Here is a 21834-nt window from a genome sequence, read left to right as displayed (position 1 = left end):
TTTTAATATCGATCCCCTATTAGCAATTAGCAATTAGCAATTACCAATTACCAATTACCAATGAACGAAAAACTATACGAAGGCAAAGCCAAAATTCTCTATAGCACCGACGATCCAAAGGTTTTGCTGACTCATTATAAAGACGACGCTACGGCGTTTAACGCCCAGAAACGGGGCAGCATCGTCGGCAAAGGCGAGATTAACGCCAAGATCGCTAGTCGTCTGTTTCAGGTGATGGAAGCGAATGGTATTCCCACCCACTTTATCGACCAACCTGCGCCGAATCAAATGCGGGTTAAAGCTGTAAAAATTTTACCGTTAGAAGTGGTTGTCCGCAATATTGCTGCTGGGAGTTTGTGCAAGCAAACCGGATTGCCAGAAGGTAAGGTTTTACCCCAACCTTTGGTTGAATTTTATTACAAGAACGACGCCTTGGGAGATCCGCTACTCACCCGCGAGCGCTTATTCCTGCTCGAACTGGCAACTGAATCACAAGTAGAGCAACTTGTCAAGCTGGCGTTGCAAATTAACACAATTCTGCAAGACTTTTTCAGCCAGTGCGGCATTACCCTGGTAGACTTCAAGCTGGAGTTTGGCACCGACTCTCAACAGCAAATACTATTAGCCGATGAAATCAGCCCCGACACCTGCCGCTTGTGGGATGCCAAAGAAACCGATCCGAACCGACGAGTGTTGGATAAAGACCGCTTCCGGCGCGATTTGGGTAATGTAGAAAGCGCCTATCAGCAAGTCCTGGAACGGGTTTTACAGCAGGCAGATCAAGGCTTGTAGTAGCGACTGGTCCCGCAGAGGACGCTCTGACGCTCTGACGCTCTGACGCGGGGACACGGGGAATGTTTCTGGTTTCTACACAACTCGACCCGTCTCCCTTTCCCCGCGTCTCCCTTTCCCCGCGTCTTCTTAGTCACTACGAAAGGGGAAGCAACAATCTTGTCGGTGACCGCGTCAGTGTCCGCTAACCGATGTATGCTTTTGAGCTAGCGCTTGTGCGAAAATCCCAGAAGCTAACAGGGAATTGCTTGCTCGCGTTCCTTTGGTGTGTGGAAGTGTTTGACAAAGTGAACAAAATGCGCTTATCACCAGTTTTGCTGGCAGCGGTGGCTGCCTCAACCGCTTTTAGTAACTTATTACCAGCGAAAGCACAAACCGCTGATGCCTCCTCGCCAGATATTGCTGCTGATGTTAAAAGCAGAGGGCGAACTAGAACTAAAGAAGAGAAAAAAGGCAACAACAGTAAGGAGGACGATTCTAACGCCTCAGGGTCGCTGCTCAAACCTGTTGCCAAAAATGAAATCAACAAGGGGACAGCGACAGCAGCAGCATCTGTAGAAACCCCAATGACGGATTCCCTAGCGCTGCTTGCAGATCTTCAACCCAAGGCGGCGGCAGAAGTGTTTCCATCTTTAGCATCTCTGCCTCATACCGCAGAGGAGCAGGGGAGCTCTGGAGCAGAGGAGCTTTTACTAAGTACTAACGATCGCACCCCAGAACTGCTGGCGCAAGCACCGGCAACGCCATCGCCTACGGATGCACCAACGGATACTTTCGCCCCGCAGAGCGAACCCACACCGCCACCAACTCCCCAAGTAGAACCGGAAACGCCTGGGACGCCGGGAACTCCACCCCAAGGAACGCCAACTCCTACCCAAGAAACGCCCAATCAAATTCAGCTCGAATTAAACCCCCCGCCCTCTTCTCCAAATATCGAACTGAATATTCCTCAGAGAACGCCTGGGACGCCTTCTGAGCCATCAAATGCCCAGCCTTCCCCCGCTCCCGACGAACCCCGCGTATTGGTGGCAGAAGTGGTTGTCAGCGGTGCAGAAGGCGACTTGCAGGGCGTAGTTTACGATGCGATTCGCACCCAACCCGGACGCACTACTACGCGATCGCAATTGCAACAAGATATCAATGCTATTTTTGCCACCGGCTTTTTCACCAACGTGCGCGTTGTGCCAGAAGATACACCATTGGGCGTGCGAATTACGTTTGTCGTCGATCAAAACCCGGTGCTGAAAGGGGTACAAACCGAGGGAACTCAAGCTGTTACTCAAAGTGTTATTAACGACATTTTCAGTCCTCAGTACGGTAGAATCCTCAACTTCCGCGACTTGCAAGAAGCGATCAAGCGGTTAAACCAGTGGTATCAAGAGCGGGGTTTTGTATTAGCTCAGGTAGTTGACTCCCGCGTCTCTCCCGATGGCACCGTCACCTTGGTGGTTGCAGAAGGGGTGGTGGAAGATATTCAAGTCCGCTTCTTAAATAAAGAAGGGGATGCACAAGATGCCCAAGGTAGACCGATCCGAGGCCGCACCCGCCAGTATATTATTTTGCGGGAAATGGAACTCAAACCGGGGCAAGTATTTAACCGCGATCGCATCCAAAGCGATTTGCGGCGCGTATTTGGACTCGGTTTGTTTGAAGACGTACAGGTGTCCCTCAGTCCAGGACAAGACCCCCGCAGAGCCGTTGTAACGGTTAACGTCAAAGAAAGAAGCAGCGGTTCGATTGCGGCGGGGGCTGGATTTAGTTCCGCCAGCGGGTTGTTTGGTTCGGTCAGCTATCAACAGCAAAATGTGGGCGGAAATAACCAAAAATTGGGTGCAGAAGTGCAGTTGGGGCAGCGGGAGTTGTTGTTTGACTTGCGCTTCACCGATCCTTGGATCGGCGGCGATCCTTACAGGACTTCTTACACGGTAAACTTCTTTAGACGGCGTTCGATCTCGTTGATTTTTGACGGCGGCGACAGAGAAGTCGAACTGGAAAACGGCGATCGCCCGCGCATAGTGCGGCTAGGTGGCGGCGTTACCTTCAACCGTCCTTTGGCGAGAAATCCCTTTATCGTGCCAGACTGGCAGGCATCTTTAGGGTTGCAGTATCAACGGGTTTCCATACGCGATCGCGATGGCGACATTAGTCCAGAAGACGAACTCGGCAACGATTTGAGTTTCAGCGGCGAAGGCAGCGACGACCTAGTCACCGTACAATTTGGCCTCGTGCGCGATGTCCGCAACGACCGCCAGCGCCCCACTAGCGGTTCCTTATTCCGAGTTGGTGTCGATCAATCGGTGCCGATTGGTCTGGGCAGCATTTTCCTTACCAGGCTGCGCGGTAGCTATAGTTACTACATACCTGTAAGATTTACGGGCTTCGCCAGAGGTCCGCAAGCACTAGCTTTTAACCTGCAAGCGGGAACCGTTTTGTTTGACCTACCACCTTATGAAGCATTCTCCTTGGGTGGTGCGAACTCGGTGCGGGGCTACGATGAAGGAGATTTAGGCAGCGGTCGCAGTTACGTCCAAGCTACCGCAGAATATCGCTTCCCGATTTTTAACTTTCTCGGCGGCGCTTTATTCGTCGATTTTGGTTCCGACTTGGGAACAGCCAGCAACGTACCGGGTAACCCAGCCGGAATTCGGGACAAACCCGGTACCGGCTTCGGCTACGGTCTAGGCGTCCGCATTCAATCACCCCTAGGGCCGATTAGGCTGGATTACGGTATAAATGATGACGGGGACGGTCGCTTTCACTTCGGCATCGGCGAACGCTTTTAGGAATTTAAGAATTGCAGATTTTAGATTTCAGATTTAATAGGAGAAAATCTGGGATTTTAAATCTGCAATTTTAGATTTATTGAACCGCCATAGACGCGAAGCGCGGCTTCCCGTAGGGTAGACGCCAAGGACGCCAAGAAAGAAGAAGGAAGATGATAGAGGAAAAAGAGTAAAGTCAAGAAATCTGCAATTGTCTATGGTCAGCACGATCGCATCTATGTTTGAATTATCGGGGGTCGGACTCCACAGCGGCGTTGTTACTAAAGTGCGAGTCCTACCGGCATCCCCTGGAGAAGGTCGTTATTTTGTGCGGGTGGATCTGCCGGGAGAACCTGTTATTCCTGCGCGTTTGGAAGCTGTGAGTCAAACGATTTTGTCTACCCAGCTAGGTCAGGGTGAAATTTCTGTCCGCACCGTAGAACACCTGCTAGCTGCCTTAGCTGCAATGGGTGTAGACAACGCCCGCATCGAAATTGATGGTCCGGAAGTGCCTTTACTCGATGGATCGGCAAGCATGTGGTGTGAAGCGATCGCCGCAGCAAAATTAGCAGAGGAGCAGGTGAGCAGAGGGGAATTTGAATCTATATTCTCACCTGCACACCTGCACAAGAGTGCCGGTGGTCCCCTGCAACAGCCAATCTGGGTACATCAAGGCGATGCGTTCGTAGCGGCAATACCCTCACCAGAACTGCGCTTTAGCTACGGAATCGACTTCGACCTACCCGCGATGGGCAATCAGTGGTATAGTTGGTCACCAAGCCGCGAAAGTTTTTCTGAAGCGATCGCGCCCGCCCGCACCTTTGGTTTACTCCACCAAATCGACGAGTTACGCGCCAAAGGTTTAATCAAAGGTGGCAGTTTAGACAACGCCCTCGTTTGCGGTCCAGATGGCTGGATTAATCCGACCTTAAGATTTGCAAATGAGCCAGTGCGTCATAAAATCTTAGACTTAGTAGGCGACTTGAGCTTATTGGGAAGTTTCCCCATTGCTCACTTCTTAGCTTACAAAGCAAGCCACAACTTGCATATCCAACTCGCCCGACGGATTTTAGATGGTAATTGGTAATTGGTAATTGGTAATTGGTAATTGGTAATGGAAAAATATCAAACAACTACAGGACTTACCCACGACGAGGCCACAAACCCGGTTTATTCGTTGATCTCTGGTTCCCTTTCCCAACGATTTTTCTGAGAAACCAAGTTTCTTTGCGTAAGTCCTGAACTACCTACTACCCTCTTCCCTGTTAAAATCTAAAATCCCAAATCTAAAATCTAAAATTGCCAAATGTCTACTCTGACTGACACAAACGCTCCTGAGTCTCCTGCACCCGCCGCTGAAGCACCAGCTACTAAAACCGTACTCACAATCGAAGAAATTCAACAACTACTGCCCCACCGCTATCCCTTTTTATTAGTCGATCGAATTATCGATTACACAGAAGGAAAGCAGGCAGTTGGGATTAAAAACGTCACCGTCAACGAACCATTTTTTCAAGGCCATTTTCCCGGTCGTCCGATTATGCCAGGTGTTTTAATTGTAGAAGCAATGGCGCAAGTCGGCGGCATCATCATGAAGCAGATGCCCGATATGCCAGAAGGTTTATTTATGTTTGCTGGAATTGATAAAACCCGATTCCGGCGTCCCGTCGTTCCCGGCGACCAATTAGTAATGACAGTGGAACTGCTGTGGGTCAAGCAGCGTCGTTTCGGTAAAATGCAGGGCAAGGCTGAAGTAGATGGTCAATTAGCCGCCGAAGCAGAAATGATGTTTTCTCTCGTAGACTAAACAATTTTAGATTTTGGATTTTGGATGGGAATTGGTAATGGAAAAAATCTCTCTCAACCACCTAAGAACCACTAGCCATATAAATCTAAAATCTAAAATCTAAAATCTCAAATTCTTTGGAGTAAGACCCTTGAAAACCCTCATTCATCCAACCGCTGTTATTCATCCTGGGGCAGAATTACACCCGACGGTGCAAGTAGGTGCATACGCGGTAATTGGAGAAAAAGTAAAAGTTGGTGCGGGAACGGCGATCGGCGCCCACGTGGTGATCGATGGGGATACGGAAATAGGCGAATGCAATCAAATTTTCCCCGGTGCAGCTATTGGTTTAGAACCCCAAGATTTAAAGTACGATGGTTCTCCGACGCGAGTAATAATCGGCAACGGCAATAAAATTCGCGAATACGTTACCATTAACCGCGCCACCCGCGAACCCGAAGCAACTTTAATTGGTAATAATAATCTGTTGATGGCCTACTCCCACGTTGCCCACAATTGTACAATTGAAGATTCTGTTATTATTACTAATTCTGTGGCTTTAGCCGGACATGTCTACATCGAGTCTAAAGCTGTGATCGGCGGAGTATTAGGAATTCATCAATTTGTGCGGATTGGACGTTTGGCAATGGTAGGCGGGATGAGTCGCATCGACCGCGATGTGCCGCCTTATATGCTAGTAGAAGGGAATCCATCCCGCGTGCGATCCCTCAATCAAGTCGGACTCAAACGCGCTGGAATTACTGAATTAGACCAAGGGCAAGTTTTTCAAACCCTCAAAAAAGCTTTCCGCATTTTGTATAGATCTGGACTAACTTTCAATCAAGCTTTAGAACAGTTAGAACTGCTACCAGCTAGCGAACAATTGCAGCATTTACATCACTTCCTGCAACTCTCCCAAACCAAAGGACGCCGAGGGTTAATTCCAGGACGCCGTTTGGGCGGAAGGAGTGATGAGTGAAGAGTAGTACAGATGGGGAGACGCAAAGACAGGGAGACGCGGGGAAAGAAGCTACTCCTGTGGGAATCTTTATTAGTACTGGAGAGGTATCTGGGGATCTTCAGGGGGCGTTGCTGATCGAGGCGTTGCAGCGACTAGCTAGTATTTCTAATTTGCAATTAGAAATTGTCGCCTTGGGAGGCTCGCGCATGGCTGCTGCTGGTGCTACTATTCTGGGCAATACTACCAGCATCGGTTCCATCGGTTTATTCGAGTCTCTCGCTTATATTTTTCCTAGCCTTCAAATCCAGCGTCGCGCTAAACAATACCTGCAACAATACCCCCCGGATCTCGTCGTGCTAATTGACTATATGGGACCAAATTTAGTCATTAGCAGCTATCTCCGCCAAGTCGCACCGCAAGTACCGATTGTATATTTTATTACACCCCAAGAGTGGGTTTGGTCCCTCAGTCCGCAAAATACGGCGCGCATCGTCAACGGTACGGATCTTGTATTGGCTATATTCCCGGAAGAAGCGCGATATTTCCAAAAAAACGGGGCAAAAGTTACTTGGGTGGGTCATCCAATTGTAGACCGGATGCAGGCATTTCCCAACCGAGAAACAGCCCGTGCAGCATTGGGTATAAACTCAGAGCAAATAGCGATCGCTCTCATCCCCGCCTCCCGACGCCAAGAATTAAAATACGTCCTCCCGGTAATGTTCCAGGCGGCTAAAATTATCCAAGCAAAATTACCCCAAGTTTATTTTTGGATTCCCCTCTCTTTAGAAGCCTACCGACAACCGATCTCACAAGCAATTCAAAATTATGGTCTTCGCGCTACCCTAGTAGCGGATAAAACTAAAGAAGTACTTGCATCTGCTGACCTAGCGATCGCCAAATCCGGCACGGTTAACTTAGAATTAGCCCTACTAGACGTGCCGCAAGTCGTAATTTACCGCGTCAACCCGCTCACTGCTTGGATCGCCCGCCAGGTGCTAAAATTTTCTATTCCCTTTATGTCGCCCCCAAACTTAGTCGAGATGAAGTCGATTGTGCCAGAGTTGCTGCAAGAACAGGCTACCCCAGAAAATATTGTCCGGGAAGCGTTGCACCTGCTAGAACCAACCCAGCGCCAAAAAACCCTTGCAGACTATCGCCAAATGCGGCAAGCTTTGGGACAAGTAGGCGCGTGCGATCGCGCTGCTAAAGAAATTCTGGCAATTTTAGATTGCAGATTTTAATCTCAAATCTCAAATCTAAAATCTGCAATCTAAAATCTAAAATCTAAAATCTAAAATGGATTGTCGTCGTCCCATTGCCATCGATTTATTTGCAGGTGCGGGTGGGTTTTCCCTGGGGATAGAACAAGCTGGTTTCGATGTATTGGTGGCAATTGAACGCGATCCAATCCACGCCGCCGTCTATGCCTATAACTTCCCCCAAACCCTTGTTTTAGCTGCCGATATTACCACCCTATCCGGCGAGATGATTTGGCAAGCTCTTTTGCGGCAAGAGGAGCAGAGAAAATTTCTCAATCCAAAATCTGAAATTGATTTAATCATCGGTGGGCCACCCTGTCAAGGGTTTTCGATCATGGGCAAGAATTGCGTCGATGACGATCGCAACGAGTTGGTGTTTCATTTTTGTCGTTTGGTGTGCGAATTAAAACCTCGGTATTTTGTGATGGAGAACGTACCGGGAATGATTTCTAAGCGATACAATCAATTGCTAGAGCGGTTAATTCAGGAATTTGAAAGCAATGGGTATTGCATTACACAACCAATTCAATGTTTAAACGCCGCAGATTTTGGCGTCCCGCAGCAACGGCGGCGGTTGTTTTTATTGGGATCTCGCGCTGGGGAGTCGCCCTTATCCTATCCAGAACCCCGCCAGGGGAACAAGGTAACCGTCAGGGATGCGATCGCCGACCTGCCAGATTTAGATGACTTTCCCGAACTGTGGAAAACCGACGAGGTATTGCTGAGTGAGGCGACTATAAGAGCAAGCGAAGCATCGGCGACGCGCTATGGGCGGCAAATGCGAGGTCAAGACGGCGATCAAACCGATTTTTCCCAACAGCGACTCTGGAATCGCCAACTTTTGACCAGTTCCCGTCGCACTAAACACAAAGATACCTGTATTGAGCGCTTTCAGGATTTACCCCCAGGTCAGCTAGATGCCATCAGTCACCTGCGACGCCTCGACTGGGACGGACTCTGTCACACCTTGCGTGCGGGGACAGGATCGGAACGCGGTCGCTACACTTCCCCTCGTCCGATCCATCCTACCCGACCCAGGGTGATTTCCGTGCGCGAAGCAGCCCGATTGCACTCGTTTCCAGACTGGTTCCGCTTTCATACAACCAAATGGCACGGTTTCCGGCAAGTTGGCAATGCCGTACCGCCTTTATTGGCAGGTGCGATCGCTCAGCAAGTTATTGCCGCTTTAGATGTTATGCCGCCAAAGCCAACAAAACCGCTGCCACTGGGAAACACCCAATTAATTAATTTTAACCCTGTCGCAGCCAGTAAATATTGGGCAGAACAGACGCAGAAACTGGGTTTGTCAAACTCAGATCTTGCACCTAAAATGTCCGGACGGGCAGGATGCCCATCCCACAAGCAAAATTGATCTCTTGTGGGGTGGGCAAAGGGGCAGGATGCCCATCCCACAAGCAAAATTGATCTCTTGTGGGGTGGGCGTCCCGCCTGCCCGTCTATTGGTGCAAGATCTGATCGCACCCCGTCTACGGTTGAGCAAATTCGCTATTTTTCTATGATCTGTGTCACTAAAATCGGACAAAATCGTCACATTTTTTCGGCAATCCATATCACAATATTGCCGGACTATTCTCACGTTTTTTATATGCTGCCAATCACCTAACTTCCTCAATAATTTGACGATATTAAAATAGCTGAGTTTCGCTATTGCCTTACTGCTATGCAATCTCAACTCTATTGGCACTCCGCTACCATCGAAGCGCTCTCCGGTCAGATCATGGTTTCTGGTAGAATGACGCTTGCCGATCGGTATCAGATTAGATCTGCCCTGTTAAATGATTCTCTGAGCGAAGCAGATCAAGTCATCATTAACCGTCTACTTTATGGCGTCCGGCATGGCTTGGTCAAAATTGTCGATTAAATTCTCACCTACTAGCAACAGCCTTGTATTCTCTGCTACCTTTAATTACGAAAAATTACTGGTTTGGCTCTCCAAGGGAAGCACAGCTTAGGTTTTTGCTATTTTCGCACATTTTTCATTCCCCTATTCCACAAGATGTAAACTGTGTTCGCGGGGTTTTGCCAGAAAAAATATGCCTAGGCCAGCCAACCCAAAGCAAACGCAATAGTTGCTGCCAAACTCAACAACATCATCAAACCGGCTGGCATAAATTTACGAGTGCGAACAAACCTGATAATAAAAGTGATTAAAAGAACGGCTGCGATCGCGGTTGCTATCCCCAATTTTATCCCTGTCGCTCCCGGCAACAACCAGGTTGCTAATAAAGCCGCACCGCTGACTAGCCCAGATATGAGAGACATTTTGCTTTTGGCTTTGAGGTAACCGAAAACGCCGCCAAAAATCACAATCAAAGCATAAACTGGAATGGTAAAAACTGCGATTTGAACCATAGTTTTAAGGTCAAGGTAGGAGAAAGAAAGATTAGTAGGGTAGCACTTTGACCAACCAGTCTGTGAGCGGGGCAAGATATCTCGTTAAAGTGCGCCCAAATCTAAAAATTATAATTACGCAAAGAAACTAAGGTGATATGAGAAATCGTGGGTTTGGCACGGAGAAATTTCCGAAAAAACCGGGTTTCTGGCCTTTGAAGTGCGTAAGTCATGAATTAGATAAATTTAGGGAAGCATAAGCCTGGAGATGGATGGGAATAAAAAGTAGTTTTGGTAAGGTGAAAAAGCCTATGTAGCAGAGGTTAGTATTATGTCTTTACAAGAGCTAGGAATGTTAGCATTATTACTAAGTCCCGGTCTTTTACTTTCCATTTTGATTATGGTGACGTTCGCGGCGGGTGGTTGATCGCAAGGAGTGCGAATTAGATTCTACATGGGAATCCGGATACCAAAGATTAACGGCTTGTTAAGTTTATTCCTGCAATCGAATTGTCCCATCTGCCAGCGTCAAACGCCGGAAGTGTTATGTCTGTACTGTCAGCGACAACTGCAACGGTGTCAACTCAATAGCGCGAGGCAACTTTGGCACTCTGAGTTGCCAGTGTTTGCTTGGGGTAGCTATGGCGGTGCGGTTAAGCGATCGCTCGCTGCGCTGAAATACGATAATAAACCCCAAATCGCCCAACCCTTGGGACAATGGCTCGGTAAAGCATGGCTCAATTCTGACCTCGCCAGGACCGAGAAACTGACAGTCGTCCCGATTCCCCTCCACGCCAGCAAACAACGCCAGCGCGGATATAATCAAGCCGAATTGCTGGCAGAAAGTTTTTGTCAGGTAACGAGATTACCCTTGCAGCGACACGGCTTGGAACGAGTGCGGGAAACTGAAGCTCAGTTTACACTGGGAGCGGCAGAACGGGAGAAAAACCTCCAGAGCGCTTTTGCAGTGGGGAAAAAATGGCAAAAGTCAGGTTCTGCTGCCAGCGTGCTGTTATTAGATGATATTTACACAACTGGGGCGACGGCGCGGGCGGCGGCTGATGTGTTGCGCCGACAAGGGATAAGGGTGTATGGTTTGGTAGCGATCGCTGCTTCCGGGCAGAATGTTTCTCCCCGATAATTTTTAGATAAATTTAAGATGCGGCTGCTGCCAATCAAAGAAAGTCTAAACAGCGACCTCTATAATTAACACGCTTACGCTTTTTTTGCCGAAATACTGCGCTTTATCATGATTCAAGCTTTCGCTACTCGGTTTAGATCCGTACCGATAGTTCCTGCCACCTTGCTAGCGCTCAGTCTGTGTGCTGGCGGCGTTCGCGCTCAACAATGTCAGGCGTATAATCCACAGCCTTTACCCCCTGGTGGCGAGGTGAGCGGTAACCTCTCAGATAAAGATATTCCCACGGGACAGGGCGGGTTTGCGCAAGACTATACGGTGACTCTGACTGGGGGAGACAATGTAGCGATCGATCTAACGTCTGAGGGCTTTGATACGATTGTGACGCTGCTATCTAAAGACGGCGCAACGGTAGCGGAAAATGATGATGGCCCAGATGGCAGCACTAACTCGCTTTTATTCACGCGCATTAAAGATGGAGGGACTTATATTGTCCGGGTGCGAGCTTTCGGCGAAACCGCAGGGGGTGATTTTAAGCTTAAGGTAACGCGGTTGCGACCCGTTCAGTAATGGAGACGCTTTGACGCGGGGAGGCGGGGACGCAAAGATGGGGGGACGCAAAGATGGGGGGACACGAAAACTCTTGAACTAGAAGTAATTTCTTCCCGATTTTCCAAATCTTCTCTATCTTCCCCATCTTCCCCATCTTCATCATTATTTCCCCCCTCGCCTCCTTAGCGTCCCCGTGTCCTTAGCGTCCCATTTTCCCCACCAATTTAAAGTCCAGTTAGCAGACAGAGTAATAAAGCTTCTGTCCACTCGACGACGGCACCGTAAGTATCGCCGGTATGACCGCCCAATTTATGATTAAACCAGGCACCTGTGAGAACTGCGATCGCTCCTCCACCAAAGGTCATACCAGCGGCTAAAATCCAACTACGCCGCTCCAGGAAAATTTGTAAGGCGCTTAGTGCCAACAATAGCACCAGTCCCGGCAACAAATCGTTAGGCGAATGAATCGATTCTTTATGAATGGCACCTTTGCCCTCTGCTTTGAGGTAAGGATAAGAAATAATTGCCACCAGCTGTCCCCACCTTCCCCACCCCGCTGCTGCCATTAACACAACCGGGCGATAGGATTCTAGATCGCACAGAGCGGTGGTTTTGAGCAGTAATACCGCGATCGCTGCCATCGCCCCAAATGCCCCCGTCAGGCTATCTGACATCACCTCTAAGCGACGTTCGGGATCTTGAACTGCCAGTCCATCCGCCGTATCCATCGCTCCATCGAGATGCAGTCCCCCAGTCAAAGCGATCCACGCCACAACTACGAGGGCAGATCGGGTGAGGTCAGGCATTCTTAGCTGTTGTAAGCCAAAATCAAGCAATCCCAACATTCCCCCAATCATCAATCCGATCAGGGGGGCGAGGCGCGCCATTCCCCGGAAGGCGAGCGTCCAACTCGTGGGCACGGGGAGACAGGTGTAGAATGCGATCGCGGCGGCGAGTGCCGCCCCCTGTCTTTGCCAAAATGGGCTTTTCGATTGTTCCAAGCGTCGATGATTCACCGTCACACTCCTACCGCCTACCGTATCCCTACGCCAGTGCGTGTATCAAATAGCTAGATTTGAGGTCGTCAAGTAAGTAAATTCCATTACGAAGGGGTGATAAATTCTCCAAATAACATAGTGATTATTTCGGACATACCAGCTATTCTGGAATTAAAGCCGATTCTACAAGTCTTCGCCCAACCCATACCCTGGATTTGAGGCATCCTGTTTCAGGCTGCTTGATGTTTTTAATCTTAAGGCAAGCCTGTAGGGTCTGACCCCTGTTGTTGTATCTACCAATTTCCTGCCAATATCAAGGCGCGTTGAGGCCAAAGGTATTTATCTTTATGCGACACGATCCATCCCCTACTCAGCTGCCAGCTCCCTGTATTATCGATACGGGCATTGTTGTTAACAAGTTGGACATGCATAGACTGCTAGCAGATTTGCACCAGGTCCGTTATCTCCACATCCAGGACGAACGCTTGCAAAGTCAGGGAGAAGGATACGTGCTGGAAGTCTTTGCCGATCCAAATCGCGCTACGTTAGTTGCTAACCGCGCAATTTATTTGAATCTCTATAGTTTCGATTATCTGGAATTAAAACAATCCCCAGAGAGCGAGTGCTATTTCGATCTAGTTCAAGATAGTCGCCGCTTGCGCTTGATTCCGATCTCAAATTCCCTGCAAGAGCGATGCACTGCCAAATTTAATGCCGCCGCCCTAGATGCAGTCGTCGATCAAGTCCTCTCCGGTAAGTGGGATCTGCAAATTGACGAAGATGATGAGCCTTTTTAATCTAGTGCAGGTGTGCAGGGTAGCACAGGCGTCTCGCCTGTGTGAGCGGGTGAGAATTACTTTTGCCCGATGCCCTATTTTGCCAAATATAGCAACCGCACTGGCATAATGAACGTTCTTAGAGCCTGAAATCCAAGATTGCTAGACCCTTCAACCCCATTGCCCCTAGCCCCTAGCTATATCAGCCGGTTTGAATTAATTTTGAGCTACAAATTTTCTTTTCAATGTCAGGCTCGCTGTAGCCATACTAAAGCGCGTGTAGGTGTTTTTACTACGCCACATGGAATTGTAGAAACACCGCGCTTTATGCCCGTCGGAACCCTAGCCACCGTCAAAACTGTAACTCCGGCGCAATTACGGGACACGGGGGCGCAGATGGTTTTAGCGAATACCTATCACCTCCACCTCCGACCAGGAGAAAATATTGTAGCCAGTGGTGGTGGTCTCCACAAGTTTATGGGATGGAACGGTCCGATGCTCACCGATTCGGGCGGATTTCAGGTTTTTAGCTTAAGTGGAATACGTAAAATTACTGAAGAGGGAGCAAGATTTCGATCGCCGTATGACGGGCGCGTCATTGAATTAACGCCAGAGCGATCGATTCAGATTCAAAATGCGCTGGGGGCAGATGTAATTATGGCGTTTGACGAATGTCCGCCTTACCCCGCGAGTCGAGAAGAGGTGGAAGCGGCAACTGGGCGGACTTACCGCTGGTTAGAGCGATGTATCAAGGCACACGGGCGTGCCGATCAGGCATTGTTTGGAATTGTGCAAGGCGGGGTTTATCCTTCTTTGAGGCAAGAAGCCGCAAAAGCTTTGGTAGACTTGGATTTACCGGGATATGCGATTGGCGGCGTCAGTGTGGGAGAACCGGCAGCACTGATCGAAAAGATTGTAAAAGTTACTACACCGATTTTGCCATTCGAGAAGCCGCGCTATTTGATGGGGGTGGGGACATATCGCGAAATGACGCAAGCGATCGCCGCTGGTGTGGATCTATTCGATTGCGTGATACCCACCAGGTGGGCGAGACACGGGACGGCGATGGTAAGCGGGGAACGCTGGAACCTGAAAAACGCCCAATTTAAGGAAGATTTTACACCGCTGGATGAGAGTTGTCCTTGTTATACTTGCCAGAACTTTAGCCGTGCTTATTTGTGCCACTTGGTGAAGTCGCGGGAAATTTTGGCATACACGTTACTATCGATACACAACATTACCGAACTGATCCGTTTTACGCAGCGGATCAGGGAGGCGATAGCGAGCGATCGCTTTGCAGAAGAATTTGCTGATTGGCTTGCGCCTGAACCCGATTCATAAGGCGCATAGCATGTTAAGATATACGACAATTATGAAAAAAGCTGTGTTGGAGAGGAAACATAATTCATGGAAGCAGCGCTGTTGTTGGCAAAACTGCCTGAAGCTTACTCAATTTTCGACCCCCTGGTAGATGTTCTACCTGTGATTCCCGTGTTTTTCTTGCTGTTAGCCTTCGTATGGCAAGCAGCTGTTGGTTTCAGATAAACCGATAAAAGGATTATCTAAAAGAAAAATAGGTGGCTACTCTGGAGACGGGGTAGCTGCTTTTTTTGACCTCTCCCCCTACCCCTCTCCTGCAAGGAGAGGGGAGTAACCTCTTGACCTCTCCCCCTACCCCTCTCCTGCAAGGAGAGGGGAGTAACCTCTTGACCTCTCCCCCTACCCCTCTCCTGCAAGGAGAGGGGAGTAACCTCTATTTGTAGGGTGGGTTAGCCCGCAGAGTACGGCACCAGTTGACGATATTTAGTATCTATGAGTTCTTGGGCGTAAAGCGGCAAAATTGGCTCGTAGTAAGCGCTTTAGCGAAGACAGCGCCGCGTCAGGGAATCGCGCATCGTATGTGCAGTTACAGTAAGAGCAGCCTAACATGGTGAATATCTGACCTAAGATTGTATAACCCTGTATGCTTACCAATAACCAAATCGTCAGTTCATCCCCAGAAGTTATGGGGGGTACGCCAGTTTTTACAGGAACTAGAGTCCCCGTTCAAACGCTCTTGGATTATCTGAAAGCGGGAGAATCTATTGATGAATTTTTGGATGGATTTCCGACTGTAACAAGAGAGCAGGTGATTAGTTTGCTAGAAATAATGGAAACGCAAATTACGAATATGGTTGCATAGCATGAAACTGCTACTTGATGAGTGTATCGACCGCAAACTAGCGAGGGAACTGACAACTTATGAGGTAAAGACAGTTCCGCAAATGGGATGGGCAGGAATTAAGAATGGTCAACTTCTTACCCTCGCCGAAGCCGAGTTCGATGTTTTTATTACAGTAGACCGCAATTTGTCATTCCAGCAAAACCTACCAACATTTAACATTGCTGTTCTCGTACTACAGGCATCATCAAACCGATTAGCCGATCTCAAACCCCTCGTCCCTAATATTCTGTCTATTTTGCCCACAGCAGAAAAAGGTAAAGCTACAGTTGTGAGCATTTAATTGAGAATTGGCGATCGCCTGTGGATACAATAATTGATATAAGGAGAAATTGAACCATGCAACTAGAAGATTACTTTAACTTTCTCGCACCTAATGACATTCGTCTCAAAGGTTCGCGCATCGGCATTGAAACTATTTTGTACGAGTATATCTATCGCGCCAGGACTCCAGAGGAAATCGCCAATATTTATACATCCCTAAGTCTCGAACAAGTTTATGCCACAATTCTTTATTACTTGCACAACAAAGAAGAAGTTAGCAAATATATTGCTGACTGGCTAGAGTGGGGACACAAAATGCGGGAGGAACAAAAACGCAATCCGCCGCCAGTTGTGCAAAGATTGATGAAAATTAAGGCAGCAAAAGCAGAGATGAGAAAGGCAAGCAATGCTTAAATATCTCATTGATGAAAATGTCAATCCAGTTTATAAGCTGCTACGCATTTAAATCCAATAAAGAGGCGGGCAAGATGCCCACCCCACAAGAAGAAGGGAAAATTTGACTCTCAAATTAGGTGCGTAGCAGCTTACCCATCAACTGCGACGACGCGAACCGGATTTAGTAGTTCGTGCAGTAGGAGAACCTGGCTGTCCTGCAAAAGGCACGTTAGACCCGGAAATATTGATTTGGTGTGAAGAATATAACTTTGTGCTAGTGACAAATAATCGCACTTCAATGCCCGTCCACTTAATCGAACATATTACCCAAAATCGTCATGTGCCAGGGATTTTGATTCTCAATCCGGATATGAGTATTGGCGAGACTCTTGAAGAGTTGATTTTGATTGCGGGTGGTTCTTTTGATGAGGAATATCAAGACCAAATTGTTCACTTGCCCATTCCTCAATAAGGATGCGATCGCGCGGGGGGCGGGTTTATCAATACAATTCGCTTTTGATCAAAGGAAACTTGTAAAACCCGCCCCAAAAACACCATTAACTGTATGAGTAGAGACGTTACATGTAACGTCTCTACTACAGGACTGGATATAAGGATGCGATCGCACCGTTCTTAGTAGGCGCTTCAGCGCCGTCAGCAGTTTCACCATACTACGCAGTTGAATTGTAGAAAAACTCTATTTAGCAGCGCTGTCGTCAATATTTATGTCTTGTATTGACACTTCTGAAAGTTTTGATGTTGGTATTCTCAGGTTAATCAGAAATACTATTTGATTATTATCAATAGTTATATTAGTTATATTAACTACACTATTTCCAGGTAGCAAACTATTAACTGGCACTTGAGCATTTGACTGAGTTTTATATCCTGCATCCTCAAGCCATTCAGTAATATTTCTCCAATTACCTATCTTTTCATTACATTTATCCAGCAGACTTTTAACATACCTGTAAATAGTGGCACATAGATCGGTTTCAACTCCCTTAACATCCTTGCCAAGCTTTTCCGCTATTTCAGCCGGACTATAACCGCAAAGCAACCCCCGCAGGTGCAGCTTCTCCACGGGTGTCAAACGCTTCCCCTTAGCAGATGCCAAATCTGCGTACAGCGTTTCCAAGTCCCAGTGGTTCGCCGCTTGGGTAAACTGCTCATTAGCCGATGCCATAGCTGGAAGTAGCGGAAATTACTTACGTAATCCTAGCATACTTCCTGATATTTATCAGGAGACGGCTAGTTATAGCTTGTTTATTCTAGGTAAAGAATAACTGAGAGCAGGTAAGTTTAAGGGTGCTGTAAGTGGAACGGAGGCGGCAATATAGGCAAAAAGCCACTCCAAGACGGAAAAGCCTCGGTTTTGCGACTATTTCTCGGAAAGTCTGGTTTTGACAACGGTTGTGAAAAATTAAATTATGACTTTAAGTACATTCTTGCAAGGAGATGATAAGACTTCTATAGAAAAGGCAGAAGTCCTATACATTACCAAAAAAACAGTCAGGTTTGGTGATGATGTTTATCAATTTCGCAATGTTACTGGATTTGGTATAGGTGAAGTACAGACTAAAAAAATTCCGTATTTATTTATTTTTGTCTTGTTTGTATTGGGAGCTATTGTTGGCAATTTTGCTCAAGAATGGGGAGGGATACTAATTATGATTTCAATTGCAGCCTTGATATATAATATTGCTCAACCCAAAATGTACGGACTAAAATTATATCTGAACTCTGGAGATGGAAAAATATTTATAACTAGCGATACAGCTTGGTTAAAGAAGGCAGTTATGAAACTATATGATTTTACAGAAAATGCTCAAGACGGCAGTTCCATGACTATCCAAATTGGCGGAAGTATTACAGGAAATATCATACAAGGGGGTAAAGTTGGTGGGGATGTATCAAGTAAACATTAATAATTATAAAGTGATATGAAGCTCAATTCAGGTGTCATTTTGGAGAATTGTGGTATGGCAAATAACTCAATCAGCATTGGCGGAGATTTTGAAGGAAATCTGATACAGGATAGTACTGTGAAAGGTAACGTATCAGCTGCTATCAACAAAATACCTCCATCTACTGACCCTGAGAAACCAGGAATAAAAGAGCTTCTGGAAAAGCTAAAAACAGCTATTGAAACTGAACCTGGTTTGGATGAAAAGAACAAAATAAAAGCCTTGAAGCAAGTAGGAGAACTCGAAAAAGCGGCTCAAAATTCCAATGAAGGAGAAGTGCAGGGGAAGGCAGATAATGCTATTACGATGTTGAAAGGAATCTTTTCTGGATTACAAACTGGGGCAACTTTGCTAGAAGCTTGGAATAATATACTTCCCTTGTTATCCAAGCTATTCGGTATCTGATAGTTTAGAGAAACCCGTAAATGCGATCGCTCCCCCATCACCCTATCAAATTGAGGAGCGATATGCCGACCGCACGCTGCGCGTGAAGCGAAGCTACCCTTGCAGCGAATCGCACTAGAGTTTACTCAGTGAAAGTTCATTACGAATCGACTCGGTAATTGCGTCTATCAAGACTAAGCGCTCCTTAATTAATAATTGTAAAACTGGCTGCATTAACTCTGGCAAAGATAACCCTTCTAAGTTTGTTAATGAACTATCTTTCGTTTGAGGGGAAACACCTTGTTCCAAACTTTTTGCTAAGTCTGTCCTCAGTGCTGCCAAAAACATAGAGTCATTGCCGAGATCGGATGCCTCATCCTCATCTATATCTTCTATGTTATTGAGACGTTCTTGATAGGTTTCCATCAAACGATCGATGGCTTCAATGATAAACTGTATGTCTTTAAATGATAAATTCATTTGACTCTCCTCAGATGCGATCGCTGGTAGGTAAACAATCCTATCATTCAATTAAAAATGCCAAATCTGTTAACTTACTTTATAAAAAGATGCACGTATTAATCGAAGTGCTGCGTATTCATCCATCAGCATAGTTTTACTCGGTTTCCATAACCAGTGGTTATCGCGGTCGTTAAGCAATTATAATTCCTGTGGGATGTCAGTACCAGGGTCTAATTTCCACCAGTTTTTCCCAGATCCTTGGGTGGCAAATGTAGAAACCCCTCCTGGTGATTTGCCATCGGCTAAAGTAGTCATCACCCAAACTTGCTCGTTCTCATTATAAGTGGCAATATCCTTATTAGGTCTAACATTGTCCATTCTGGGAGAATTAGCATTGCCTTGTCGATAGAGAGCAATTGGTGTTTTCGCGATTTAGTCAGGGTTAAACTTCAACTCGATCGTAACTTTCAACTTTAGTTATTTAGGGTTGGTTGATTTAGATGCGATCGCACTCTTCCATCCCCCCAAATTCCATCATAACCAGCGCATCGGCTACAATAGGAATACTAGCCAGATTTGCTCGCAATATGAACAGTATTGAGTGCAATTACAGGCGAAAACCCCATAAAACCCGAACAACGCGGAAGAGTCAAACAGATGGCCCAGGCGTGGCTAGAATAAGGTAAAAATCAGAGTTGTAGGGGCACGGCATCAATAAGCTTTGCTCTTAACGATAAGGTTTTCTCCCGCCGTGCCCCTACCAGGATCGTTGACAATAAGCCTCCGAAGACTGGCTGAAATTAAGCAATACTCCAATCTTCAAACACCAAACCGGGAACTCGTTCAAAATCCCGTCGATTTCGCGTTACCAGAATACCGTTTCTAGAGATTACAGTAGCAGCAATGCGTAAATCTTGGGTACCAATACGAACTCGTTGCCGAACTAATTCAGCGTAACAATCATAAGCATCTTGGTCAAAATCAAGCACATTCACAGTTTTGAAGTAATTTAGAGCCGCTGCTAATTTTGCATAAGCTGAAATCAGTGCATCTCCAGAATTTGCCCTCCTAATACGATTCAGCCGTCCATAGACTTGTTCTTCAAACGTGATAATTGTGACAGCAATTTCTTCAGGATTGGTTGCATTAACACGCTGCCTTACAACTGGATGATCGTTTTGAAAAAGCGAGACACAATCTGTATCAAGTATCCACAAACTCACTTAGCTTGTTCCTCTGCATCAAGTTGTTGATAATACGCTTCCATCTCGGCATCGAGTTCGCGACGATAGGCTTCAATATCTGCTTGCACCGCCTCGAAGTCTGGATCGTCTTTGAACATACCAGCAAATTTCATCCAAGGATGCTCGGCTTTAGAAGGTAAATCGATTTTATCAGTAATAACTTCTACTTTTTCCAAACGTGCTGTTAAAAGCTGGTTGATACTTTTTAATACAGTTTCTTTCGTCTCCCCAGTTGCTTGAATTTCTGGTAATCCCCACACCGTCGCTTGATAATTTCCTTCTGTTTCTTCAACTATTACGGTGTAAGTTAATTTTGAGAGGGGGATTTCTTGCGAGACTACTTCAGCTTTTTCTAGACGCGCTTTTAGATGATGGCGGAGATTGGCGATCGCACTCTCTTTCGTCTCCCCAGTCCCTTGACAATCTGTTAATCCCCACACCGTTGCTTTATAACTTCCCTCTGTTTCCTTTTCAACCAATATAGAGTAAGTTAATTGGGTCAATGGTTGGCCTAAAGTCGTTACTAAAGTAGCGTTCATAATCTGTCTTAGCCTCGGTTTTTATTGATTATAACTTACAAATTTTTGAGCCTGTTTGGGACGCGATCGCCGAGCGATTTTATAATTAAATCGCTCGGCGATATGCCATTGGCACGCGCTTCGCGTGAAGCGAAGCTACCCTTGCAGCGAATCGCATCCAGATAAAATAAGAGCAAATCGCTGCTTACAACTGTTCTGGGTTAATCCCTCTTTGCCGTAATTGTTCGAGTAAAGCTTGATACCGTTGCTGTTCTTGTTCTAGTTGCGCGATCGCTTCTTCTGCTCGTTGTCGTTCTTCTTCTGCTCGTTGTCGTTCTTCTTCTGCTTCAGCTAAAGCTATTTCCTTAGCAATACGTTCTTGTTCTCGCAATCGATCCAACTCTACAAAAGTGAGAAAACGCTGACCATCTGGATGATAAATTTCCAGCGTATTTTCTGTCAGTTCAAAACGAATTCCTAACCGAGGACTTACCCACCCATTCATATTCTCAATCCGCTCTAACCAATCTCCGGAACGGATTAATCCAGCTATCTCTATACCATCTGGATCGTAGATGTAGTATTCTTCCACACCATAGCGTTGATAAAACAGCAGTTTATCTGCCATTTTTCCGGCACGATTTCCTGGAGATAACACTTCAAACACAACTTGGGGAGGAATATTATCTTCTTCCCATTGTTTGTAAGAACCCCGCCTTCCTTTTGGTCTACCAAAGGCAACCATAGCATCAGGAGCTTGACGAATTTTATTGTTGCCCCGAACGGGATACCAAAGCAAATCGCCAGCGACAAAAACATCAGCCACATCAGCAAATAAAATCTCTAAGTTTTCCTTGATAACTACAATCCATTTAAACTGTTCGGTGTTATCTGCCATTGGTTGTCCATCGCTGTCGGGGTAGATAATTTCTGGGCTGGTTTCAGAGGAGAGTTGTTGTACCATATTTTTTGCTAGGTGTAACTCCTAGTTGTAGGATAGCT

The 21834-nt window shown here is 46.7% G+C and carries 27 protein-coding genes; 19 read left to right on the top strand and 8 right to left on the bottom strand.

Annotation, left to right across the window (positions count from 1 at the left end; all coding sequences use genetic code 11):
- Window positions 1-60 precede the first annotated feature (60 nt).
- From purC to ACE1CM_RS38220, 8 genes are all read left to right on the top strand, one after another.
- The gene (gene purC / locus ACE1CM_RS38255) at window positions 61-792 is read left to right on the top strand and encodes a phosphoribosylaminoimidazolesuccinocarboxamide synthase (RefSeq protein ID WP_374884172.1); all 732 of its coding nucleotides are present in this window, start codon (window positions 61-63) and stop codon (window positions 790-792) included.
- Between the two features lie 296 nt (window positions 793-1088).
- Window positions 1089-3575: a BamA/TamA family outer membrane protein gene (locus tag ACE1CM_RS38250; RefSeq protein ID WP_374884180.1), complete on the top strand. Its 2487-nt coding sequence runs from the start codon at window positions 1089-1091 to the stop codon at window positions 3573-3575.
- Window positions 3576-3771: 196 nt separating this feature from the next.
- Window positions 3772-4641, top strand: a complete 870-nt coding sequence (gene lpxC / locus ACE1CM_RS38245) for a UDP-3-O-acyl-N-acetylglucosamine deacetylase (RefSeq protein ID WP_374884179.1) — start codon at window positions 3772-3774, stop codon at window positions 4639-4641.
- A gap of 219 nt (window positions 4642-4860) precedes the next feature.
- A complete protein-coding gene (gene fabZ / locus ACE1CM_RS38240; RefSeq protein WP_374884171.1) occupies window positions 4861-5361 on the top strand; it encodes a 3-hydroxyacyl-ACP dehydratase FabZ in 501 nt (166 codons plus the stop codon).
- A 130-nt stretch (window positions 5362-5491) separates the two neighbouring features.
- Window positions 5492-6319 carry an acyl-ACP--UDP-N-acetylglucosamine O-acyltransferase gene (gene lpxA, locus ACE1CM_RS38235; protein ID WP_374884170.1) on the top strand — a complete coding sequence of 276 codons (828 nt, stop codon included), beginning with the start codon at window positions 5492-5494 and terminating at the stop codon, window positions 6317-6319.
- Between the two features lie 59 nt (window positions 6320-6378).
- Window positions 6379-7542, top strand: a complete 1164-nt coding sequence (gene lpxB, locus ACE1CM_RS38230; protein WP_374884178.1) for a lipid-A-disaccharide synthase — start codon at window positions 6379-6381, stop codon at window positions 7540-7542.
- Window positions 7543-7597: 55 nt separating this feature from the next.
- Window positions 7598-8932: a DNA cytosine methyltransferase gene (locus ACE1CM_RS38225; RefSeq protein ID WP_374884169.1), complete on the top strand. Its 1335-nt coding sequence runs from the start codon at window positions 7598-7600 to the stop codon at window positions 8930-8932.
- A gap of 309 nt (window positions 8933-9241) precedes the next feature.
- On the top strand, window positions 9242-9442 hold the full coding sequence (locus tag ACE1CM_RS38220; RefSeq protein WP_374884168.1) for a hypothetical protein: 201 nt from the start codon (window positions 9242-9244) through the stop codon (window positions 9440-9442).
- Window positions 9443-9618: 176 nt separating this feature from the next.
- Here ACE1CM_RS38220 and ACE1CM_RS38215 read toward each other — a convergent pair whose 3' ends face one another.
- A complete protein-coding gene (locus tag ACE1CM_RS38215) occupies window positions 9619-9933 on the bottom strand; it encodes a TMEM14 family protein (protein WP_374884167.1) in 315 nt (104 codons plus the stop codon).
- Between the two features lie 433 nt (window positions 9934-10366).
- On the opposite strand from ACE1CM_RS38215, the gene ACE1CM_RS38210 reads away from it, so the two are divergent.
- Both ACE1CM_RS38210 and ACE1CM_RS38205 read left to right on the top strand, forming a co-directional pair.
- On the top strand, window positions 10367-11053 hold the full coding sequence (locus tag ACE1CM_RS38210; RefSeq protein ID WP_374884166.1) for a ComF family protein: 687 nt from the start codon (window positions 10367-10369) through the stop codon (window positions 11051-11053).
- 108 nt (window positions 11054-11161) lie between these two features.
- Window positions 11162-11620, top strand: coding sequence for a PPC domain-containing protein (locus ACE1CM_RS38205; protein ID WP_374884165.1), 459 nt, complete (start codon window positions 11162-11164; stop codon window positions 11618-11620).
- A gap of 206 nt (window positions 11621-11826) precedes the next feature.
- Here the strand turns inward: ACE1CM_RS38205 and cobS are convergent, their stop codons facing one another.
- Window positions 11827-12618: an adenosylcobinamide-GDP ribazoletransferase gene (cobS, locus tag ACE1CM_RS38200; protein ID WP_374884164.1), complete on the bottom strand. Its 792-nt coding sequence runs from the start codon at window positions 12616-12618 to the stop codon at window positions 11827-11829.
- 329 nt (window positions 12619-12947) lie between these two features.
- Between cobS and ACE1CM_RS38195 the strand changes: the two genes are divergently transcribed.
- From ACE1CM_RS38195 to ACE1CM_RS38165, 7 genes are all read left to right on the top strand, one after another.
- A complete protein-coding gene (locus ACE1CM_RS38195) occupies window positions 12948-13397 on the top strand; it encodes a hypothetical protein (protein WP_374884163.1) in 450 nt (149 codons plus the stop codon).
- Window positions 13398-13598: 201 nt separating this feature from the next.
- Window positions 13599-14717, top strand: coding sequence for a tRNA guanosine(34) transglycosylase Tgt (gene tgt, locus ACE1CM_RS38190; RefSeq protein ID WP_374884162.1), 1119 nt, complete (start codon window positions 13599-13601; stop codon window positions 14715-14717).
- Between the two features lie 66 nt (window positions 14718-14783).
- Complete coding sequence (locus tag ACE1CM_RS38185; RefSeq protein ID WP_226592548.1) at window positions 14784-14921, top strand: photosystem II reaction center protein K; 138 nt, start codon at window positions 14784-14786, stop codon at window positions 14919-14921.
- Window positions 14922-15339: 418 nt separating this feature from the next.
- The gene (locus ACE1CM_RS38180) at window positions 15340-15558 is read left to right on the top strand and encodes a DUF433 domain-containing protein (RefSeq protein ID WP_374884161.1); all 219 of its coding nucleotides are present in this window, start codon (window positions 15340-15342) and stop codon (window positions 15556-15558) included.
- A 1-nt stretch (window position 15559) separates the two neighbouring features.
- A complete protein-coding gene (locus tag ACE1CM_RS38175; protein WP_374884160.1) occupies window positions 15560-15880 on the top strand; it encodes a DUF5615 family PIN-like protein in 321 nt (106 codons plus the stop codon).
- Between the two features lie 56 nt (window positions 15881-15936).
- A complete protein-coding gene (locus ACE1CM_RS38170; RefSeq protein ID WP_374884159.1) occupies window positions 15937-16275 on the top strand; it encodes a DUF433 domain-containing protein in 339 nt (112 codons plus the stop codon).
- 253 nt (window positions 16276-16528) lie between these two features.
- The gene (locus tag ACE1CM_RS38165) at window positions 16529-16729 is read left to right on the top strand and encodes a hypothetical protein (RefSeq protein ID WP_374884158.1); all 201 of its coding nucleotides are present in this window, start codon (window positions 16529-16531) and stop codon (window positions 16727-16729) included.
- Between the two features lie 225 nt (window positions 16730-16954).
- On the opposite strand, the gene ACE1CM_RS38160 is transcribed toward ACE1CM_RS38165, so the two are convergent.
- Window positions 16955-17443, bottom strand: a complete 489-nt coding sequence (locus tag ACE1CM_RS38160) for a helix-turn-helix transcriptional regulator (protein WP_374884157.1) — start codon at window positions 17441-17443, stop codon at window positions 16955-16957.
- A 244-nt stretch (window positions 17444-17687) separates the two neighbouring features.
- Between ACE1CM_RS38160 and ACE1CM_RS38155 the strand changes: the two genes are divergently transcribed.
- A complete protein-coding gene (locus ACE1CM_RS38155) occupies window positions 17688-18185 on the top strand; it encodes a DUF6232 family protein (RefSeq protein ID WP_374884156.1) in 498 nt (165 codons plus the stop codon).
- Between the two features lie 15 nt (window positions 18186-18200).
- A complete protein-coding gene (locus ACE1CM_RS38150) occupies window positions 18201-18629 on the top strand; it encodes a hypothetical protein (protein WP_374884155.1) in 429 nt (142 codons plus the stop codon).
- A gap of 114 nt (window positions 18630-18743) precedes the next feature.
- On the opposite strand, the gene ACE1CM_RS38145 is transcribed toward ACE1CM_RS38150, so the two are convergent.
- From ACE1CM_RS38145 to ACE1CM_RS38125, 5 genes are all read right to left on the bottom strand, one after another.
- A complete protein-coding gene (locus tag ACE1CM_RS38145; RefSeq protein WP_374884154.1) occupies window positions 18744-19139 on the bottom strand; it encodes a hypothetical protein in 396 nt (131 codons plus the stop codon).
- 129 nt (window positions 19140-19268) lie between these two features.
- Complete coding sequence (locus ACE1CM_RS38140; RefSeq protein WP_374884153.1) at window positions 19269-19448, bottom strand: hypothetical protein; 180 nt, start codon at window positions 19446-19448, stop codon at window positions 19269-19271.
- Window positions 19449-19870: 422 nt separating this feature from the next.
- Complete coding sequence (locus tag ACE1CM_RS38135; protein WP_374884152.1) at window positions 19871-20293, bottom strand: type II toxin-antitoxin system VapC family toxin; 423 nt, start codon at window positions 20291-20293, stop codon at window positions 19871-19873.
- Window positions 20290-20853, bottom strand: coding sequence for a type II toxin-antitoxin system HicB family antitoxin (locus ACE1CM_RS38130; protein WP_374884151.1), 564 nt, complete (start codon window positions 20851-20853; stop codon window positions 20290-20292). The genes ACE1CM_RS38135 and ACE1CM_RS38130 overlap by 4 nt, the downstream gene beginning before the upstream one ends.
- A 184-nt stretch (window positions 20854-21037) precedes the next feature.
- A complete protein-coding gene (locus ACE1CM_RS38125) occupies window positions 21038-21796 on the bottom strand; it encodes a Uma2 family endonuclease (RefSeq protein WP_374884150.1) in 759 nt (252 codons plus the stop codon).
- Between the last annotated feature and the right edge of the window lie 38 nt (window positions 21797-21834).

The sequence above is a fragment of the Microseira sp. BLCC-F43 genome (assembly GCF_041929235.1).
Lineage (GTDB): Bacteria > Cyanobacteriota > Cyanobacteriia > Cyanobacteriales > Aerosakkonemataceae > Microseira.
The sequence above is the reverse complement of the archived record's forward strand: the minus strand, read 5'-3'. Positions and strand labels throughout refer to the sequence as shown.

Coding starts and splice junctions, on each gene's coding strand:
- ACE1CM_RS38150 (WP_374884155.1), top strand. CDS start 18,201: ATGAAGCTCAATTCAGGTGTCATTTTGGAGAATTGTGGTATGGCAAAT.
- ACE1CM_RS38250 (WP_374884180.1), top strand. CDS start 1,089: ATGCGCTTATCACCAGTTTTGCTGGCAGCGGTGGCTGCCTCAACCGCT.
- ACE1CM_RS38155 (WP_374884156.1), top strand. CDS start 17,688: ATGACTTTAAGTACATTCTTGCAAGGAGATGATAAGACTTCTATAGAA.
- ACE1CM_RS38195 (WP_374884163.1), top strand. CDS start 12,948: ATGCGACACGATCCATCCCCTACTCAGCTGCCAGCTCCCTGTATTATC.
- ACE1CM_RS38130 (WP_374884151.1), bottom strand. CDS start 20,853: ATGAACGCTACTTTAGTAACGACTTTAGGCCAACCATTGACCCAATTA.
- ACE1CM_RS38170 (WP_374884159.1), top strand. CDS start 15,937: ATGCAACTAGAAGATTACTTTAACTTTCTCGCACCTAATGACATTCGT.
- ACE1CM_RS38160 (WP_374884157.1), bottom strand. CDS start 17,443: ATGGCATCGGCTAATGAGCAGTTTACCCAAGCGGCGAACCACTGGGAC.
- ACE1CM_RS38125 (WP_374884150.1), bottom strand. CDS start 21,796: ATGGTACAACAACTCTCCTCTGAAACCAGCCCAGAAATTATCTACCCC.
- ACE1CM_RS38175 (WP_374884160.1), top strand. CDS start 15,560: ATGAAACTGCTACTTGATGAGTGTATCGACCGCAAACTAGCGAGGGAA.
- lpxC (WP_374884179.1), top strand. CDS start 3,772: ATGGTCAGCACGATCGCATCTATGTTTGAATTATCGGGGGTCGGACTC.
- ACE1CM_RS38205 (WP_374884165.1), top strand. CDS start 11,162: ATGATTCAAGCTTTCGCTACTCGGTTTAGATCCGTACCGATAGTTCCT.
- ACE1CM_RS38140 (WP_374884153.1), bottom strand. CDS start 19,448: ATGGACAATGTTAGACCTAATAAGGATATTGCCACTTATAATGAGAAC.
- ACE1CM_RS38220 (WP_374884168.1), top strand. CDS start 9,242: ATGCAATCTCAACTCTATTGGCACTCCGCTACCATCGAAGCGCTCTCC.
- fabZ (WP_374884171.1), top strand. CDS start 4,861: ATGTCTACTCTGACTGACACAAACGCTCCTGAGTCTCCTGCACCCGCC.
- ACE1CM_RS38185 (WP_226592548.1), top strand. CDS start 14,784: ATGGAAGCAGCGCTGTTGTTGGCAAAACTGCCTGAAGCTTACTCAATT.
- ACE1CM_RS38215 (WP_374884167.1), bottom strand. CDS start 9,933: ATGGTTCAAATCGCAGTTTTTACCATTCCAGTTTATGCTTTGATTGTG.
- ACE1CM_RS38210 (WP_374884166.1), top strand. CDS start 10,367: ATGGGAATCCGGATACCAAAGATTAACGGCTTGTTAAGTTTATTCCTG.
- purC (WP_374884172.1), top strand. CDS start 61: ATGAACGAAAAACTATACGAAGGCAAAGCCAAAATTCTCTATAGCACC.
- ACE1CM_RS38180 (WP_374884161.1), top strand. CDS start 15,340: ATGCTTACCAATAACCAAATCGTCAGTTCATCCCCAGAAGTTATGGGG.
- ACE1CM_RS38225 (WP_374884169.1), top strand. CDS start 7,598: ATGGATTGTCGTCGTCCCATTGCCATCGATTTATTTGCAGGTGCGGGT.